13 protein-coding genes and 1 tRNA gene are annotated in these 17763 nt (G+C 59.5%); 7 read left to right on the forward strand and 7 right to left on the reverse strand.

Features of this window, described 5'->3' with window-relative positions; all coding sequences use genetic code 11:
* Positions 1 to 10: 10 nt before the first annotated feature.
* From AAHB16_RS15105 to AAHB16_RS15130, 6 genes are all read left to right on the forward strand, one after another.
* Entirely contained in the window at positions 11 to 964 is a 954-nt protein-coding gene (locus tag AAHB16_RS15105; RefSeq protein ID WP_342051316.1) for a hypothetical protein, read from the forward strand.
* 80 nt (positions 965 to 1044) lie between these two features.
* Positions 1045 to 1998: a recombination-associated protein RdgC gene (locus tag AAHB16_RS15110; RefSeq protein WP_342051317.1), complete on the forward strand. Its 954-nt coding sequence runs from the start codon at positions 1045 to 1047 to the stop codon at positions 1996 to 1998.
* Positions 1940 to 3046, forward strand: a complete 1107-nt coding sequence (locus AAHB16_RS15115) for a hypothetical protein (RefSeq protein ID WP_342051318.1) — start codon at positions 1940 to 1942, stop codon at positions 3044 to 3046. The genes AAHB16_RS15110 and AAHB16_RS15115 overlap by 59 nt, the downstream gene beginning before the upstream one ends.
* Before the next feature lie 1504 nt (positions 3047 to 4550).
* Positions 4551 to 5888 carry a replication initiation protein gene (locus AAHB16_RS15120; RefSeq protein ID WP_342051319.1) on the forward strand — a complete coding sequence of 446 codons (1338 nt, stop codon included), beginning with the start codon at positions 4551 to 4553 and terminating at the stop codon, positions 5886 to 5888.
* Between the two features lie 968 nt (positions 5889 to 6856).
* A complete protein-coding gene (locus AAHB16_RS15125) occupies positions 6857 to 7546 on the forward strand; it encodes a ParA family protein (protein ID WP_342051320.1) in 690 nt (229 codons plus the stop codon).
* Between the two features lie 5 nt (positions 7547 to 7551).
* The gene (locus AAHB16_RS15130; RefSeq protein WP_342051321.1) at positions 7552 to 8613 is read left to right on the forward strand and encodes a ParB/RepB/Spo0J family partition protein; all 1062 of its coding nucleotides are present in this window, start codon (positions 7552 to 7554) and stop codon (positions 8611 to 8613) included.
* A 398-nt stretch (positions 8614 to 9011) separates the two neighbouring features.
* Here AAHB16_RS15130 and AAHB16_RS15135 read toward each other — a convergent pair.
* Positions 9012 to 9100 (reverse strand) — tRNA-Ile (locus AAHB16_RS15135).
* Between the two features lie 1033 nt (positions 9101 to 10133).
* Here AAHB16_RS15135 and AAHB16_RS15140 point away from each other — a divergent pair.
* Positions 10134 to 10736, forward strand: a complete 603-nt coding sequence (locus AAHB16_RS15140) for a DUF6036 family nucleotidyltransferase (protein ID WP_342051322.1) — start codon at positions 10134 to 10136, stop codon at positions 10734 to 10736.
* Between the two features lie 450 nt (positions 10737 to 11186).
* On the opposite strand, the gene AAHB16_RS15145 is transcribed toward AAHB16_RS15140, so the two are convergent.
* From AAHB16_RS15145 to AAHB16_RS15170, 6 genes are all read right to left on the reverse strand, one after another.
* Entirely contained in the window at positions 11187 to 11552 is a 366-nt protein-coding gene (locus tag AAHB16_RS15145) for a hypothetical protein (protein ID WP_342051323.1), read from the reverse strand.
* 544 nt (positions 11553 to 12096) lie between these two features.
* A complete protein-coding gene (locus AAHB16_RS15150) occupies positions 12097 to 12594 on the reverse strand; it encodes a hypothetical protein (RefSeq protein WP_342051324.1) in 498 nt (165 codons plus the stop codon).
* A 68-nt stretch (positions 12595 to 12662) separates the two neighbouring features.
* Complete coding sequence (locus AAHB16_RS15155) at positions 12663 to 12884, reverse strand: hypothetical protein (protein WP_342051325.1); 222 nt, start codon at positions 12882 to 12884, stop codon at positions 12663 to 12665.
* A 46-nt stretch (positions 12885 to 12930) separates the two neighbouring features.
* On the reverse strand, positions 12931 to 13476 hold the full coding sequence (locus tag AAHB16_RS15160; RefSeq protein WP_342051326.1) for a hypothetical protein: 546 nt from the start codon (positions 13474 to 13476) through the stop codon (positions 12931 to 12933).
* Entirely contained in the window at positions 13473 to 15608 is a 2136-nt protein-coding gene (locus AAHB16_RS15165) for a phage integrase family protein (protein WP_342051327.1), read from the reverse strand. The genes AAHB16_RS15160 and AAHB16_RS15165 overlap by 4 nt, the downstream gene beginning before the upstream one ends.
* Positions 15605 to 16879 carry an HNH endonuclease gene (locus AAHB16_RS15170; protein WP_342051328.1) on the reverse strand — a complete coding sequence of 425 codons (1275 nt, stop codon included), beginning with the start codon at positions 16877 to 16879 and terminating at the stop codon, positions 15605 to 15607. Before AAHB16_RS15170 ends, AAHB16_RS15165 begins: the two co-directional genes overlap by 4 nt.
* Between the last annotated feature and the right edge of the window lie 884 nt (positions 16880 to 17763).

Below are 17763 nucleotides of genomic sequence, written 5' to 3' on the forward strand. Positions count from 1 at the left end.
GGTCAAAACTATGGAACCCCAGATTATTGGTCTGAACGGTGTCTCGGCGTATGAACGCAAAGCGATTGCCGTCGAGTTGGAGAAACAGGCGCAAGCGCGGGGCCTGACGCTTCAGGTTGTAAGCCTTACTGGACTTCTTCTGGATGAGCTGGCGCGGGCTTTCCCGTCAGCTCGCAGTCTCCTCGAGATCGACCTCACGGGCCATGGATCCGACGAAGCCCACGAGGATTTGGCACTTAGCCATTGTGCAGATCGAGCGTTTGTCCGGAGCGCGATTGAGTATGCTGATGAACGGGACTTAGAGTTTGACGACCTAGGTCGCTTCCTTGCCAAGCCTCGCTCGGCAGCCCAGATCGCGCATTGGTGGCGCTGCGCCTATCGTGAGCGGCGAACGCCGGGTTATTTCTTCGAGGTCGCGCGCCGTGGATTTAAGGATATCCGCAGGAATGGAGGTGCCGACATCTATCTGGTAGAGGACGCTAACACGATGGATGTCTGTCGCCTGATAAGGGCTGCCGACGGCGAGAATTGGCTTGGGGGATTGGCTTTTGGCGACACTCGGGTCTTAGGGCCGACCGTTCGGGTTCCGGCTACGGCCTTGAAGAGCCAGTTGGCCATCTTCGTCCGCCAGGAATTTGCACGCAGCCGCATCGACTATGTCGCGGGTTGGGCCGGTCGCCAACACGCAAACTCACAGACCGATGCGGAGCAGCTTTTGCTCGACGCGGGGGTTTGGTTCGATCGCGCCTATAACCGGCATGGTGCTATGCCCGGCTCGGTGATCTACTTCAACCGTGGCCACGAACTGAACGTGGCGATTTACGACCCATCTATCGGATCGGTCAGCATTCTTGAGGACGGCCGCACTGATCGAACACCGGAGGCTCGTCGTATTGACGTACCCCTCACGTCGCCTTCCGCGGGACAGGATCGGCATTCGGCACCCCTCCGCCCACGCATCTAGAACGCCTTCATATCTTTCGTTGTATCAGCATTTTCCAAAATAACTGGCCCTAGCAGGTCGGTTTTCACCAAGGACGCACCATGTGGCTCAAGAACGCAACCGTGCTTCGGCTCGTACGCCTCGGCCAGCGTATCGAAACCCTCGACAGCGCGCTCAGCAAGCAGGCATTCACGCCTTGTGGCAGCAGTGATTTCACCGCAAGCGGCTGGGTTTCAACCTGTGCCGACGGCTCGCTGGCCCATGTCGTCGGCCAGCAAGTACTTCTTACTTTCTGCGTCGAGAAGAAAGTGTTACCAGGCGCGGTGGTGAAGGACGCCTTGGCTGCCCGAGCAGCGGACGTTCAAGCTCGCCAGGGATACAAGGTAGGTCGCAAGCAAATGAAGGAGCTGAAGGAAGAAATCACCCGGGAGCTCCTACCAAAAGCCTTTGCAACGCGCAGCAAGACAACGGTATGGATCGATTCGATCAACAGCTTGATCGTCATCGACGCACATGGCCCGAAGGTCGAAACAATCGTCGGAGCCCTGTTCGGTTCGATTGATCGACTCGAGGCTACTCCGTTGCACTGCAACTTATCGCCAGCTGCCGCTATGACCGATTGGCTCGCGAGCGACGAAGCACCTGCCGGCTTCACGGTTGACCAGGACGCAGAGCTCAAAGATTCACGAGAGGGAAAGTCCACAGTCAAGTTCGCCAACCACAGGCTCGAGGTGGCAGATTTAGGCCACCATTTGGCCGACGGCAAACGCTGCACCCAGTTGGCAATGACATGGGAAGACCGCGTTTCCTTCGTGCTCACAAGTAAGCTGGGCCTGAAGAAGATCAAGGCTCTCGACGTTATCAGAGACGAAGCCAAGGACGACAGTGACGACGCAGAGTCGAGATTCAATTCCGATTTTGTGCTGATGTCCGGCGAGCTTAGCAAGCTGGTGGCCTCCCTCATTGGAGCACTGGGAGGCGAGAAGCTGGTTCAGAGTGCACAACAACAACAACAACAACAACAAGAAGTTGAGGCGTTGCAGGCTGCAGCGTGACTTTCCACGAATGACAAAAAACCTCCATCTCGAAGAGATCCACCTGCCCGCTGACTGGACCGGTCAGTGTTTCGCCACAGTTAATGACGATGAAACATCGCTTTACGTCTCTCGGGCATCCGCAGCCGAGCCTTTAAGCATTGCGAAGAGTGGCTTGCTGAATCGCGATGTGCTAAAGGCGCTGGCTGTCGCCCTCACGGATGCTTGGCGAACCGGCCGTGGTCTTGCTCCTAAGCCCGACCTAGAGCCGTACGAAGTGCCACCAGGAGCAGAGGCTCCGATGCGGCGTCAGTCCGCGCAGCGGATGATGCTCAATACGTTCGGGGCCGCGCCGATCGTCAGGTTCATGCAGCACGCAAGCAATGTCGCTCGAGAAACAGACCCGCTATTGAAGGATCTCGTCTGGCAGCAGGTCCGCCGCGGTTACATGGTCGAGTACAGGCTCCTCGACCAAGAAGGCAAAGTGGTTGCAGCCGACGTCGAAAGCAACAAGGCCTTGCGCGCGGCGCGCGCGGCGCGATTGGCCGACATCGACGCGTGGTGTATGCCGCTTGAGGACTTCGAGCTCTCGTCCCTTGCCATTCCGGTCACCAGAGGCAGTGGAGTAAAGGAATCGCGGATGCAGGTCGTTGAGGGTCCTCGTGCGCCTGCGGGGGCTCAAGGCCTCGGCGCTCTCCGCGCCGAGCTTGGGCGCATATACGATCGGGCGTCTGTCGGACGAGCAGGGCTTGAGCTCGCGCCGCGCCAGGAATGGATCGCATCCTCGGTCACGCAACTGCTGGATCGTGCGCTGGACTGTGACTCGCGTACCTTTCAGATACCAGGTGGCAAGGCGATGATCTTCTTTCATGCTGATAACCCTCGCCTGACGCCCCACTCGGTTCGGTCGATCGTGCACAGTGACCTCGTGGTTGCTGCGTATGAGCGGGGCGATCACGTTCCAGCTGACGTCGTCGCCGACTTGCGTACAAGAAATCCGGGGCTGGAACTGCCGGCGCTGGCACCACAGGTTGAGCGCCAGTCGCTCTCCCGGCCGTCGATTCATTAAACGCGCTCTCACGAACCAACATAAGCCTGGGGTTAGCTCCAGGCTTTTTTTTCGTCACGAGCCGCCGCTCCCACTCTCCGTGGAGAATTCTTCTGGTTCCGACACTCCTGAGCGCGCCATGACGCGCTTGAGCGCGCTACGTGATCTGTCGTTGTACGCGCATCAAGGCGCTTGGCCGCGCGCGAGCGCGCCTGCACGCGATCAAATGCACTACAGCGCGCTTGGGCGCGCTAAAGGTGCAATGGATTGGGCCGCAAACCTCCGCAGAAGGTGCAACGGTTTGGTGTTCTCCTTGCGCAAACCCGTTCTGAAGCGATTACACACTTTAGTTTCGGCCTTTTCATCAACCTAATAGGAGTACTTTTCAGCACATTTTGGAGGCGCGCACTTCCGTCTAGTGATGTGTCCCAGGCTTGCGGCCCAATCCATTGCACCTTTCCCCAAGTACATAGCCTAGTTTTTTCGTCCAGGAGGGTACTGCGGCCCAACGGATTACACCTTACCTGCGCGTTTGCGGCCCAACTCGATGCACCATAGAGCTTTGCGGCCCAACGGATTGCACCATACATTCCCGTTTGCGGCCCAACAATTAGCACCATTACCGTTTTGCGGCCCAACGCATGACACCTAGCCAAGACCGCTGCGGCCCAGCGGATTGCACCTTTAGTGTCTCGCGGCCCAATACGTGACACCTTAGCTCTATTGACCGAGGCTGATCGGAGATACCGCGGCTTTTGAAGTTTGCGGCCCAAGGCATGCCACCTTGCATTGTTGCGGCCCAAATGATTGCACTTTGCTTTGAGAAGCGTAGCGTTGCACCAAGGGGCGACGGGAAGTTCGGGGCACTTCCTTGGCGGATTGGCTCGATCAAGTACGCGATGCTGCGATCCCTTGGTCTGCGGCCCAATCGATTACACCTTGAGCTTGTCGTGACGGCGAGCGTTGTTTAGTTTTGGTTGCGATGCAGGCGCCGGCTGTACCTAGTAAAGGCAAGGGGCGTCGGTCGGTCAGAGCCGATACTGTGGATAAGTACCCAGGGTTTTGACGTTCCGCAAATATTTGCGGATAGCTAGCAGCTTAGTTTACGTAAACCAACTAACGTATACGAGAGCCTTTTTCCCTCGGAAAATCAGAGGTTTACATCGAGCAAAGTGTTAACTATTGGTGTCAAGGTGAAGTCTTTTGGGCTAAAGGTGCGCCGCATTGGGCCGCAAAGGTGCTACTCATTGGGCTGGGAAGGTGTAATTGGTTGGTGCCAAGGTGCAAGTGATTGGTGGAAGGTGTTAACCGTTGGCTTTGCCCTCCTGCCTAGCCGGAAAACCTCGACCGGCTTGGGATTCGAGGTATCGGGGTGCGACGATGGTGCTATTGGCTGGTGGGCATAGTGTCATCTATTGGTGCGCGAGGACAACAGCATTGCGCAAAGGTGCAATCGTATACTTGACTCATTACACCATTACGGAGATATTACCGTCCGTCACTTAGTGCATTGGGCGCCTTCTCCATGTCAAACGTCCCGAAGAATTTCCAGGAGCAACTCGGCTTCGATATCTTCAACGCGGTCCGCGAGGAACTGGGGCCCAATACTGCGATTACGGAGTCGTCGCGTGAGATCGGATACCGAAAGACCAATGTACTAATTGACGTTTCTCCAATGTCGCTTCTGGCCAGACGTGCAATCAACGCACTCTGGCTCACCGTATCTGAGAACCCTGACCTCCCCCACTATGACATTGAGTTCGGCTACTTCAAGTGGCTGGCCAAGTTTGAAAACTCGAACAACGTTGCGCACCTGAAAAAGGCTCTGCGGGAGTGTCAGAGCTCCTCCGTTCAAGTCGTTGTTGGAGACGAGGCCGGCGGCGATCCACAATGGGTATCGGTCCCCCTTCTAGGCTCTGTGGCGATCGCTGGCGGCCGCGTAGTGTTCAAAGTCGATGAGATGATCCGCCGGCAGTTGAAGGATCCTCGGCGCTACACGTACCTGTCCTTGCGGATGTCCGCGGCCCTGAGCCAGTACGCGTACATACTTTACGAGCGCCTTGGCTCGCTCCGGTTCATGGGAACGACCGATTGGATTCCGGTGGAAGAGGTTCGGAAATGGGTCAATGCTGACACGGTGAAGTCGCTTACCGAATACAAGCAGTTTAAGCGCCATGTCATCGATAAAAGCATCGCTCAGATCAATGAACTCACCGACCTTTACATCGAGTATGAAACCAAGACAGCCCCGGGCTCCCGGCGCGTCGCTGCCTTGCGGTTCAAGCTTCGTGACAACGCGGATGGAAAGCTTGTACTCGATTTCTCGCAACCTCACGAGCTGAAGGATCTCTACGACACTTTGGTGAAGTCCTTTGGACTGAGTAAGAAACAAATCAACGAGATCACCAGCAATCGCGAGGTGAACACGGATGAGCGTATCCGTGCCGCGATCGAGCTCGTCAAGTATCGCATCAAGGTTGGGCAGGTGAAGTCGCCTGGTGCCTATCTAATGCGGGCGATCAAGGAAGGCTGGTGTCTGAGCGATATGGAGCGAGAGGCTGCGTTCGGTACCAGTGTCGATAAGCTGGTGGTTGAGCCCGGCCTTCCGGCGGCGGAGATTGAGTTCTCTCGCAATCTGGAGCGGGATATCGAGGATGGGATCGCAATCTTCAACGCATTGGGTGCCGAGGAGCGTCTAGCGCTCATTGACAGCCTGCATCGTGAGCCAACGTTCAAGATGGCTGCCAAACGCTCGAAGGTTAAGGCGAAGCCGGAGGAAGCTATCATCATGGCCCGTAAGGCACTGAAGACTGAACTCGCTCAATTTGCGAAACGTTGGTCTGAGGCCCGCCAAGCGGCCTAGCGACTGCAATCCGCCCTCCCTCCTCTGTTTTCCAATCGCTACACGGTGATCATTCTGAGCGACGCTGGGAAACCGTCTGGCGAACAGGGCGCAATCTGGCCAGAGGTCCGTAGATAGCCTTTTCCGAGCAGAAGACATTGCAGGCGAAATGCTTCCGTCAATCTCGTTGTCACGTAACAACTGTGAATGAGACGCATTTGCGTTTATGTGCCGCACGAGGCACTTCTACTATGCGACATTTCTTTTCGGGTGGTCATAGTCCTTGGGTCGGAAGATTTCGCGAAATCCCGCGGGGCGAGTTGTCACGTAACAACAAGGTTCAGCCTAGTGGGAGCTCTCTCCGCAATGCTTGGGAAGTAACGTTACGAGATCAGGACCGAATGGGCTGTTCGCGGTTGTCACGTAACAACGACGGTTCCGGCCTAGTGGGATCTCTCTCCGCAATCCTCGGGAAACGTTTGCGAGATTTGGACGAAATGCACTGTTCGCGGTTGTCACGTAACAACGACGCATCTTTCTGGTCAATCGGTCTTAGGAACTTGACTCACTGTTCGTTCTTCTCTTGCCACGTAACCAAGCGGACGCGATACGCAGCAGGACCTGAATTTTCGGGACGCGGAATTTACCGGCTTGAGTCGGCGCAGTCGGACATTCCAATCGACCGCTGCATCTCACTCTGTCAGCGAAGGCTCGGTTAATAGAGCAGTGCTGCTTCGGATGTTACGTGACAACTCCTTTGCGGTGTTAGGGCACGCTCAAACAATACGTACGCGAGGAAGGGGAAGGAAACAGGAGGGAAGATTCGCAGACCAGGTTGTTACGTGACAACAGCTCTGTTGCCGCACAGCAACTAAACGCATCAAAAAAGTCACTGATGGCTCACAAATCAAATGTTAAGAAAAATTATCTTGCCACTATATTTTGTGATGCATAGAATCCGCAAAAGATAGGAACTGAGGAGCGAACTCATGAAGAGGGCTTTCACGATTGCACTAGCGAACCAGAAGGGCGGGGTTGGCAAAACGACGGTGGGGCTGAACCTTGCGTCTGCTTTTCAGCTCGGCGGCGTTGAAACAGCTTTGGTTGATGCCGATCCGCAAAATACGTCTCTGCGCTGGGCAACGAGTGGCGCGGAAACCCTTGCAGTAGCAGTATCCAGCCTCGCACCGGCAGGTGCCAAAATCGGAAACGAGATCACGAAGCTCCAGCGGAAATACGATCTGGTGGTCGTTGATTGTCCTGGCAACCTGGAGGACCCCCGCACACCGGAAGTGCTAAAGGTGGCTGACTTTTGCCTTATGCCGCTTGGCCCGTCTCCGGCGGATCTGTTCAGTACGCTCGCAATGATTCGCGAGGTAGGGGCGATTCGACGCAGGGACAACCCCGGCCTGAACTCGGCGCTAATGCTCAACGCGGTCAACGGCAAGACGAAGATGCGAGGCGAGATCCTCAAACTGCTCGAAGAACAGGACGTGGGTACCCACCTGCTAAAGAGTCAAATTGCTCAGCGCGAGATCTATCGTCAAGTCTTTGCTCTTGGTACCACGGTGCACGAGTGCTCGCGCTACATGAGGGGGCTGAAGGAGGCAAAGGCCGAGATCGAGGCATTGGCGGTCGAGCTGTCCACCTTCATTGCCGAAGCAAAGAAAAAAGGTTGAGTTAGATGAGTAAGCAAAATAACGCCAAGAAGAAAGCGCCTGCTTCGCCACTGTCGCTGGCGGCAGGTCTCCTGAAGGGCCTGACCAACGAACAAGCGGCGCTGGACGAGAAGGAACGTGCAGACGCCGACAGTGATGCACAATCCCCGGCACATCCTGCGGCTGCGCCCACCCTCACGGTCGTACCGCCAACGAGTAAAGCAGTTCCAGTTGCCGCGGCGGTGAATCCTGGCGGGCGGATGCGAATCTTAGTGACGGATTGCATCTCAAACCCATACAACCCCCGTGAGTTCTATCCAGAGGCGAAGATCCAGGAACTCGCGGTTACGCTGAAGCGGGATGGCCAGATTGAGGCTATCAAGGTCACGCAGCTGCCGAAGTACCCCGGAAAATATGTGGTTATCGATGGAGAGCGGCGGCTGCGGGCGACGAAATCGCTCGGCGAGCCATGGATCGACGCCGAGCTGCGAGCAGACCAGTCGCCCGTAGAGCTATATTCCACCGCCTACAGGGCGAACAACGACCACGAACGCCAGACGATTTTCGATGATGCTATCGCCTGGCGCCGACTTCTGGACGACTCTGTCTTTGAGGATCAAAACTCGTTGGCCGAAAGGGTGGGGCGCGATAAAGCCTATGTGAGTAAGGTGTTGTCGTTGAACACGCTTCCCAGGTCGATTCTCGAACGAATGGCGGAGTCAGCCAGCAAAGTGGGCCTGCAAGCGTCCTATTTCATCAAGCTGATCTTCGAAAAGGCGGGCGAGCTGACGGCTGACAGGACCTTGTCCGCGGTGATCGACGGCAAGAAGACTGTCCGACAACTCGAACTGCAGGTCAGGGATCTGGCGGCCGTCAACACGCCAAGCAAGAAGGGACGCATCAGGTACAACCAGCTCTACGACTTCAAAGTAGACGGGGGAGGGTCCCTCGGACACTTGAAGACGTTCCCCGATGGCCGGCTGAGCCTTGAGCTTGTCGACATCCCAGCTGAGCGCCAAGAGGAATTGGCGGAGAAACTGAAGGAAATTGTGGATTCGTTTTCATCGGAGCAAGCGGAGCCCAAGTAGTACACCTTTGGATCGAGCCGCTAGGGCCCACGATTAGCGTGGGCCTTTTCTATTGGTGCTGACACGAGAGCTGAGACTGGAGCGACCTGTCGTGCGGCTCAGTTCGATGAGTTGCCTGCAACTAACGGCCACGAACTCCATCCGGGCGGCTCTCCCTCCGCTACCGCCGGCAGCTGTTCATTCGGCGAGGCCGAGTCGTGGGCGGCAAGCCGCCAGAAAGCGCGTGACTTGGGAAAGGGGAGGGCGCTTGGCAAGTGCCACTCGCGGGAGCTTCCAATCGGCGATTTAGCGACCAGTGAGTCTAGAGCGGATGCATCGTCCAGCTTCAAGTCGCCGCCCTGGATCCGCGGCTCCCTCTGTTCCCGCTTGTATTGCGAACGCTCGGAACCATATGATTGTGGTGGGCCGGGTGGGATTCGAACCCACGATGTCCTACGCGGAGGCGGATTATGAGTCCGCTGCCTGCAACCAGCACGGCGTCCGGCCCGTCCGGGCTCAGGATTCTAAAAGAAAACGCAAACTGCCCCAAGCTTCATGGGTCAAGGGCCGCAAAAATATACGCTCACTGCGATCGCACTTGCGCGCGGCCCGGCTCCGCTCAAGCATCCTGCGGGCTATCGCCGCCAGGCACATCTGTAGAGGACAACATGGCTGACTATTTGGAACGCGCCTACTGGGGCCCAAACGCTGACTCTCGTCTCGGCCCCAGAGGGGATGATGACTGTTCTATTTTGGCAAAGCCGCACTGTATGTCCCGGCCAGACGAAAAGCAGTATTGGTCTGCTTCCGACTTTGCGCCGGAGGAACTAGCTTCCGCACAGGATGATGCCTTCAGCAAAGCCAAGATGGCCGGGGGATTGCTGCTAGGAGGGCTCGTCGCCGCCGGTCTACTGTGGGCTATTCAAAAGGCACTTGATCCGAAAGGACCAAGACCAGACTAATTCGGACCGGCCGAAACGCTGTCCCAGCACCCCCGCATCTGAGGCATGACGGAATCGCTATGCCGGCGAGCGCTAAGAATTCGCGTTGAGGGCCCGCCGATCTGGCGATCGCACGGCTGCATAACAGCATCGACCCAGTCCGGACGTCGCATATTTAACATAATAGATATTATGAGATTTATGGGTCACTTATGGGGCGAGCAAGCATGAGTGTTTGAGATTGACAATATAAACCGGTAAAGTGACCTCGATGGCGGCATCGGGCCGCCTCTGATCGGAGCAATGCGATGTCGTCCAGAGACGTTGAGCAGACCTTACTAAGCCGCTGCGCAGCAGTAGCTAGGGGTGAGCTCGCGCGCGCTGCCGATCAACGTGAGGCCAACGTTTTTCGGCTCGCGTCGATGGTCCTTCGACCGCGGATGCCATCAGAGGCAGATAGACTCCTGACTGTAAGCGAATCCTATTTCAGCCAGCATCCCACTGACCTTGTAGCGAGTGGCGACGTTGTTAGGAATGGTTGGGTGCTGAGCGTTCCTCGACTTCGGGACATGTTGACGATGAGCCTGCGCCACGCTTGATATGTCCGACGGCTTCTACACCCACACCGCGCTAGCCGAGGGCCTCCGGGAGCTGATGGAGCAACTTGAAGGTCGCCTATCGCTGCAAAAACCGCTGACCGTGTACTTGGCAGGCGGAATGGCTGTCCATCTCTATACAGCCAGCAGAGTGACCACAGATGTTGACGCCGAGTTCGCGGGTCGGGTGATGCTGCCCCAAGATTTGCTGGTGGACGTGAAGCTAGAGAACGGCGTTACTCAAGCGATCTACCTCGACACCAACTACAACCCCACATTTGCTCTGATGCACGAGGACTACCAGGAAGACTCGATCCCGGTTGACCTCGGTCTAAAGCACATTCGGGTGCGCGTGCTTTCGCCAACTGACCTCGCCGTCAGTAAGATCGCTCGGCTGGCCGACAACGATCGGGAAGATATTCGGGCGCTGGTGTCGGAAGGCCTCACTTCGGCCGCGGAGATTGAGGCGCGAGCTGCGGAAGCGCTTTCCGGATATGTGGGGGGCATCGAGATGCTGCGGGCAAACCTTCGGGACGCAGTCGTCATTGCGCGCGACGAGGAGCGTGCGGTCGACGCCGGCCGGTCCGTGGACCGGCCAAGCGGCTAGTGACTGATGCCGTCTACTTGGAAAGGTAGTCGGCGACGGTCACGAGCGAGGCGAGGCCGCTGAGGAAAATTAGAACGTAGCCGCCCCGCCTCTTGATGGCCCTAACAGCTGACCGCGCTGTCGTCGCAGTCCAGTGATACTCCCGGCGCTTGGATGGCCAGATGGCTGACGCCGTATCGCCGACTAGGTCACCCGGTTCGATGATCCACTCACCTTCGTACCAGCGCTTGATCCGTTTGAGCATTGCGTGCTTCAGTTGGTTGATGGATCTCCATTTTCAGCCCTAGATTTTCTTCCTCAGGAGGCTGCTTTCCTAACGTCGTTCGTCAGGCCGATCGAGTCATCGCGCTCTGGGACGAGTTGGCCGCAGCCTTGTCCAAATTGTAGGCTTGGCCCCAGCCTAGGCTGCTCCTCCCGATGCATGGTCCCTCGTCCGACGGACTCACCTTCCTAGTACCGGTACATCAGCTTGCGCGCGACCATCGCCTCGGCGAACGCCGGCCCGCTGCCGGTCAGATGCGAACCGTCGTTCCGCACGATACCGTCGTGCTCGCGCACCACCAGCGGACAGCCGTACGCTTCGGCCACCCATTCGACGATGGCGGTGCCAATGCCACAACCGGTGTATCCGGGTAACTTTTCCAGGTGGGCGTTGACCAGCAGCAGTACGTCCCCATTGGGGGGATCCCCTTCAATGTAAGAAAATTCTAGGCCACCGAGCAGGTGGCCATCGTGCCACGCTTGGAAGCAGTAATTATTCTCAGAGACCTTGATATGGCGGCCTTGGCCGTCGATAAAGTCGAACTCGAAATCCATGTTAAATCCTTATAGAGTTGCCGCTAACCGGGTATGGCCGCGCGAAAGTTGTTGAGAAACGTATTTAGTCAGCTGCGCCAACCGCGTGACGACCAGTGTGCAACTGGCCTCCACCTACTTACTTAGTCGCGGCACTCGGCAAAGTTACAAACTGTTACTGTTTTCCTCCAAAGGTGCCGCTCGGCTAGAAAGCCCGCTCGTAGGCGGGCAGTCATTGGATGTCGCTGTGGTGGCTTAGTAGGCCGGGCACGACGACAGCAGCAGGCAAAGCAGCAGCAGCCAGCGCATTGGTCCCTCCGTGATTGAATTAATCGTGGGAGGTGTAGCCGATGGGTTTATAGCTTTTTGCTCGGTGACGTTCGCAATCAGGGCCGCGGCCGCTACCGGCACGCAGGGGGGCGCAAAAAATCAGCGGCGCCCTACGTTCTGTGTGCATGAAACCTAGAAGGGGAAATCCCCGCCAGACGGCGGACGATAAGAACCCGCCGACGCGCGCGTGGGCGGGTGCAGAAGCGACAACGGGGCGAGACCGCTAGGGGCGCGCTTAGGCAGGTGGGCGGCGAGTTGTGTCGTGTTTTGCAATGAATACTTCCATGTCCCGAGACAAGGGCCTTTGGATGAGAAAGTCTCCGTATTGCTGACGGAGAAAGGGCCAGACTTTGGCAAGATGACCGCGGTGCCGGAAGTACGGGTGCAGCCATACCCATTGCATTTCCCACCGGGGCTCGGTTTCGCTCTCGAAGGTGACGTGTCGCAGTCCACAGGCGCCGAATACGCGATGAGAAGCGGGACCATCCTCCTCGAGCAAGTCGTACGCGATCTCGTGAAAGAGGTAGATCTCGTACGGGGTGAAGCTGGAATGCGCCCTTTGCTCGGCGGCTTCCATCGGAGGAAAATCGAACCCCAGCTCGCGCTTGAAATAGTAGCCTAACTGTTCCGCCGCGTTCCTCGCCCACTCTGGCGAATCAACCGTTACCAGCATCGGAGACGAACTGTCAGCGAGCTGCTTGAGGACAGGGGGTTCAAGCGAGTAAAAGGTCATGATCCGGAGAGAGGCGTCGGTGCCGCGCTCACCAGGCCGCGTGGTGGTGGGCCGGGGTTGTCGGAGGCTTAGCGAACTACGAAGACGGCGATGCCAATTACGCCTTCGCCGAGCCTGTCTAGGTTCATGGACACGCGATCAACGATATAGGCAGCCGGTCCGTTCTTGGGGCGCACCATATTGCCCTTGTCCAGGTGAGGCACCGGCACGTCCGTGGTGATCTGAAGGAGCATGGTGGCGGTGTCGGGTTCACCCTCAACAATGTCCATAAAGGTGTATTCGTATTTCATTGGCGTCTCTTTCCGTGAGCATCTGCTCGAGCGTCCTGATGTCGTTTCATCTTGGCGTGCTGTCATGGAGCTTGTGTTGCATGAGATCGATATCGACCTGGTCCTTTGCCTTCTGCAGTTCAGCTTGGACGAGGTCGTTCCCATCCCATTCACCGCTGTTGATGCGCTCCTGTATCGAGGCTATTGCGACTAGTTTCGTCCGCAACAGGTCTGCGGCGTTGGGTACGCGGATCAGCATGGTCCCAACGGTTGCCATATGGCTTGCGGCGTAGACAGCATCGAAATCCAGGTCACCGATGGAAGTCAGGATGTCTATCTCAGGATTTGCCGAGTCAGGCATCGCCAGCCGCTTCAAGGGTTCATGAAGTGGCCCCAGGAAGCGGTCGGCGCCTGGTCCGCACATGCCGCGTAAGACCGTGAGAATCCGCTCTGGATTGTCACCCGATCGACTCACCCAAACGTCGAGGTCATGGGTTCGGCGATCGACGCCGTGGGCTCGCAACGCCCAGCCCCCAATCACCAGATACTGCACGCCGGCATCGTCCATGGACCGGAGGAACCGAATCTGCTGTTCGTTTAGGAGAATGGTCATGCAATATCTCCCTCAAAGAATCGTTTCATTGCCGCCATACGTCGCGCCTCTTCGGTAGTTACGTAGCGAGTAGTGGTATCGAGTGAAGCGTGTCCCGCATTCTGTTGGACGGTCTCGAGTGGCGCGCCGGCAGCCAACGCATGGGAAATGTGGGTATGACGCATCCAGTGCGTACTGGCTGCCGCGAGGCGCGCAGCGCCGCGGGCGTCGACTGCCTCCAGCTCAGCCGCGCACGCCTGGAAAAACCGCTTGATCTGCCGGTACAACGTGGTTGCCGCGACCCCCGCCTCGGCCGGGGCCGTGTCCACTTTGGCCCAATCCCCCGCTCTTTCGGCTTGGTCGGTTGCATGGCCCAGCAGCGCGACCCCGCGACATCGGGCAGGATCAGAGGCGAACCCACGCGACTGCAGGTACTCGCCCAATGCCTGCACGGTGGTGTCCGGTACCGGGACCCGGCGCAGCTTGTTGCCCTTACCGATCACGCTGAGCCACCAGCCCTCCTCCCGCTCGCCGGAACCGGGCTGGGCGAGACTCACCCATTCCAGGTCGTCCGTGCTGGCCGCCACCACCTCCGACAGGCGCAGCCCGGTGGCGTACAGCAGCGGCAATGCCACCTGAAGGCGACGATTGGCCGATGTCGCCGGGAGGCATGCGAGGCACCCTTTGACGAAAGTCCACTGGCCCTCGGTCAGGCTGCGTCCGACGTCGAGTTCGGGCTTGGCGCTGGTGGGCACATGAACGCCCTGCCAGGGATTGCCCGACAGGTAGTTCTTGGCGTTGAGGTACGCATACAAGTTGGCCAGCACGCCGATCGCATAGCCCTGGGCACGCGGATTCAGCGGTCCCTCGAAGGGCCGCCAGAGCGGTGTCCATCGCTCCCGCGAGCGCGGGCCACACCATTCGGGCGGCGGGTCGGCCAAGAAGTCCCGGTAGGCCATGCAATCGTCCGTGTCCATGGACGACAGCGGCTTCCCGCGGGCTAGCATCGACCACAGGAGGAAGCGCTCGGCCTCCTTGCGGTAGGCGCGCTGGGTGTTCGACAGGTAATGCAGCCAATCGTAAGGGCCATGTCCAGTGCCGACGTCCTTACGCTTTTCCCGCAGGCGCAAGACCCGGTCCGGCGGCAGCCCGGGCTTGGAGCGCAGCCAGGACAGCACGGCTTCATAGTCATTGTGGGCGTTGATCAGGCAGCGCGCCTGCGGCAACCGGTAGGCGCCGTCCCGACCGTCCAGATGAGCGGGCAGCACCAGCTTGTCGAGCGGCACCAGGGCGTTGGCCTTGCCGCGGGGGACGACCGTGGCCATCTCGTGCGCATAGCGCTTGCGGCGCGGGACGGCCACGTGGTTGCCAATGGTCCGGCCCAGCGTCTCGGCGTGGGTGGCAAGAAAGGCTTCGATAGCCCTAGCCTTGCCGGCGCCGATCGCTGGCAGGCCGCGGGCCCAGCCGACGCCCAGCCCGTCGATCCGGTCGAGCAGATCCGCCAATGTGAGGACGCCGGCCGCCGCCAGGCGGTCAGCGAGCGGCTCGGCGAGCCACGCCCGGCAGGCGTCGCCGGCGAGGACGGGCTGGGCGTACCGTTCTTCGAGCCAGTCGATCGCCTCGAGCTGGCGGCGCATCATCCTGGCGCGCTTGGACTCGCGATTGAGGGCATTGCCATAGCGCTCCTGGTAAGCGGCCAGCTGCTCGGACTCGCCAAAGCCGTCCATGCCGGTTTCCGCCACAAACTCCTCAAGCGATGGCAGGCCCAACCCCTTCTGGCCGATTCTCCGGAGGTCCTTCGCTTCCAGTTTCAGGCGGCGGGCTGTACCGGGGCGCTGGGCCCGGGTCGCGGCGGCAACCAGCTCGCTGCGCAGCCAGGCGGTGACCCGCCGCACCTTGGGGTGCGAGGCGAATGCATGGGCAGCGGGATCGGCTTCGCCGTCGGGCTTCTCGCCCTCCGCAAGGCGGCCCAGTAGTTCCTGGTCGGCCTCGATCTCGCCCTCCTCCATCAGGTAGCGTTCCCACATGGCCCGGGCGTGCAGTCCTTGGATGATGGCCCGCAGGAACCCGAAATGTCCGCGATGCAGCTGGCGGCGCGTGACGGTACGGCGCCGCCGCGCAGGCGCCTCGACGGCAATCGCCGGCGTCGTCATGCCGAAGCCTCGCGCATGGCGCGGGTGCGTTCGCGGTGCTTAGCGAGATACCCGCGCTGGCCAGCCGACGGCACAACCGCTAGCCGCAGGTCCGGTCTCAGGCCCAGCGCGTCGCGCGCGGCTTCGTCCAGTTCGGGTGAAATCAGGATCTGACCGTCATCGTCGAATGCGATCAGGCCTGTTTCGAACAGGCAGTCGAGGTTCGCGGCCAGCAGCAGGCCGTTGTCAATGTCGTGTCGGGCCGTCGGCGTATCGGCGCAGTCAGCCCAGCGATGGATGTGGGCCGCGCGCAGAACCGCCGGGATCGCGATGCCAGTCAGGACGCAGCGGCCGTGGACCTGGAGCAGCGCGTCGCGGAACCGTCCTTGCCCGATCCGCCCCCGCACCTGACGCGCCACTTCCGTGGGCAGCCCGCTCTGGGCGGCCAGCGCTTCCAGCGCCGTATCGAGGGGGTCCGGGGCGGCCCGCAGGGCGCCGCCGGCCTCGGCGATCGCGGCCCGGTCTTGCGCGGTGGGCGTTTGGCCCGCCGGCAGACCAAGCAGGTCGGACGCTGGGTACGCCCGGCCGTCCAGGACCACTTGGAGCGGCTCGCTTTCGCCGTCGGCGCCGTTTGCGGCTTCCAGCTCCCTCCCGACCAGCGCCGCTGCCGCGGCGCGCAACTCGCCGGCGCCCCAAGTGGGTGTGGTGCGGGTCGGTGTCCGGCCACGCTTCACCGGAAAGCCGAGCGACTCCAGGTGCGCGCGATACTGCGCATATTCGACGGGTGTCATCTCCCGGTCGAAACGCAGTCCCGCCGCAGCGCAGGCCGCCATGCCGAGCCCATAGGGGCTGAACCACAGGTCGCCGACGCCGACGCGCCAGCCGGTCTCGTGCGGCTTGTGGGCGATCTGCTTCATCGAGATCCAGTGTTCCAATTCCCGGGACAGTTCGGCGGCGCCCGATTCCACGTCGTGCGCCTCCAGCCGCGACCACTCTGGGCCGGTATCAGAGGATGGTTCCCCCCTGGCATTTCTCAGTGGCACACCCATTGCCGCCAGCCGCTGGCGGCCGGCGGCACCGGCCAGCGTTCTGGCGGTGAGCTCGCCGAAGCCCGCCAGGCGGTGCGCGAGCGCCAGGATGGCCTTGTTCGGATACCACTGCCCGGCAATCTGTGCCTCCCACGGGGTGCTGGACGACAGCCCCGGAACCCGCTCGCCCGCCTGCCATGCGTCGGCGGCGGCTTCCAGGTGGGCGTGGGTAAGCTGCTGAAGGGTGTCGGGATCGCGGTTCATAGGGTTCGGTCGGGGCCGCGACGCCTGCCAGCCCAGCGCCGGCGCGGATTGCGCGCGAATTCGTCACATTATATGGCCTCGTGTGTGCGCAATGCTAGGTGACCCGTACCTTATTTTATGGGTACATGATAAGTACGGTTATCATGTACTGAAAAACAAACTAAGTAGCATCACGCAAGTAATGCAACAGTACCTTAACAGATAGGAAGGGTGCGGTTGTCACGTAACAAATTGGCCGGGCCGGTGCGGCGAATAGCCCGAGTAAGTGACAATCGTGGTCTCCCCGGCTCAAGCCAGATTTCATGCTCCGTGTTCCCATTCACAAGAAGACTGACCTCATTTCAGCCGTCCCGTTTTGGCACTGGCAATCTGTTACGCCTGGCGCCGGCGCGTTGGTCAGCGAGGCGTTGCTACACCTCGCTATGGTGCGGGCTACGAAGATCGGTCCGACACTTAGTGGCACTGGTTACGCAGTGGCACACGCAACGGCGACGGCGGCGCTCACCGTTTGCCTTCCAAACGAGAGCAGGCAGGGCTGGGTCATGGGTTCGGGAATCGAGCAGATTAAAGACTTCAACCAGTCCAACCATTCCGGCACCTTGGGCGCGGGTTTTGCGCTCCTGCAGATGACAGAGGCAGGGTATTTTTGGGGGGCGCATTGGGAGGACTGTGGGGCGCCGAAGACCGGCAAGCGCCCAGACTTTGTGTTCTTTCGGCCCGACCACGAATCCGCCGGCGGTTTGGCGGTGTGTTTGTTGGAAGCCAAAGGCGCGCGGAGTGCGACAATGCCCGCCGCCCAGAAGCATTGGGTGCGACAGATCTGGCCCAACCGCGATCAACAGGTGTCTCTACCCGGCTATGGTCCAGTGGTACCCACAGAGGGC

Origin of the sequence: Cupriavidus sp. OTU4054 (genome assembly GCF_038440175.1) — a bacterium.
Taxonomy (GTDB): domain Bacteria; phylum Pseudomonadota; class Gammaproteobacteria; order Burkholderiales; family Burkholderiaceae; genus Cupriavidus; species Cupriavidus pauculus_D.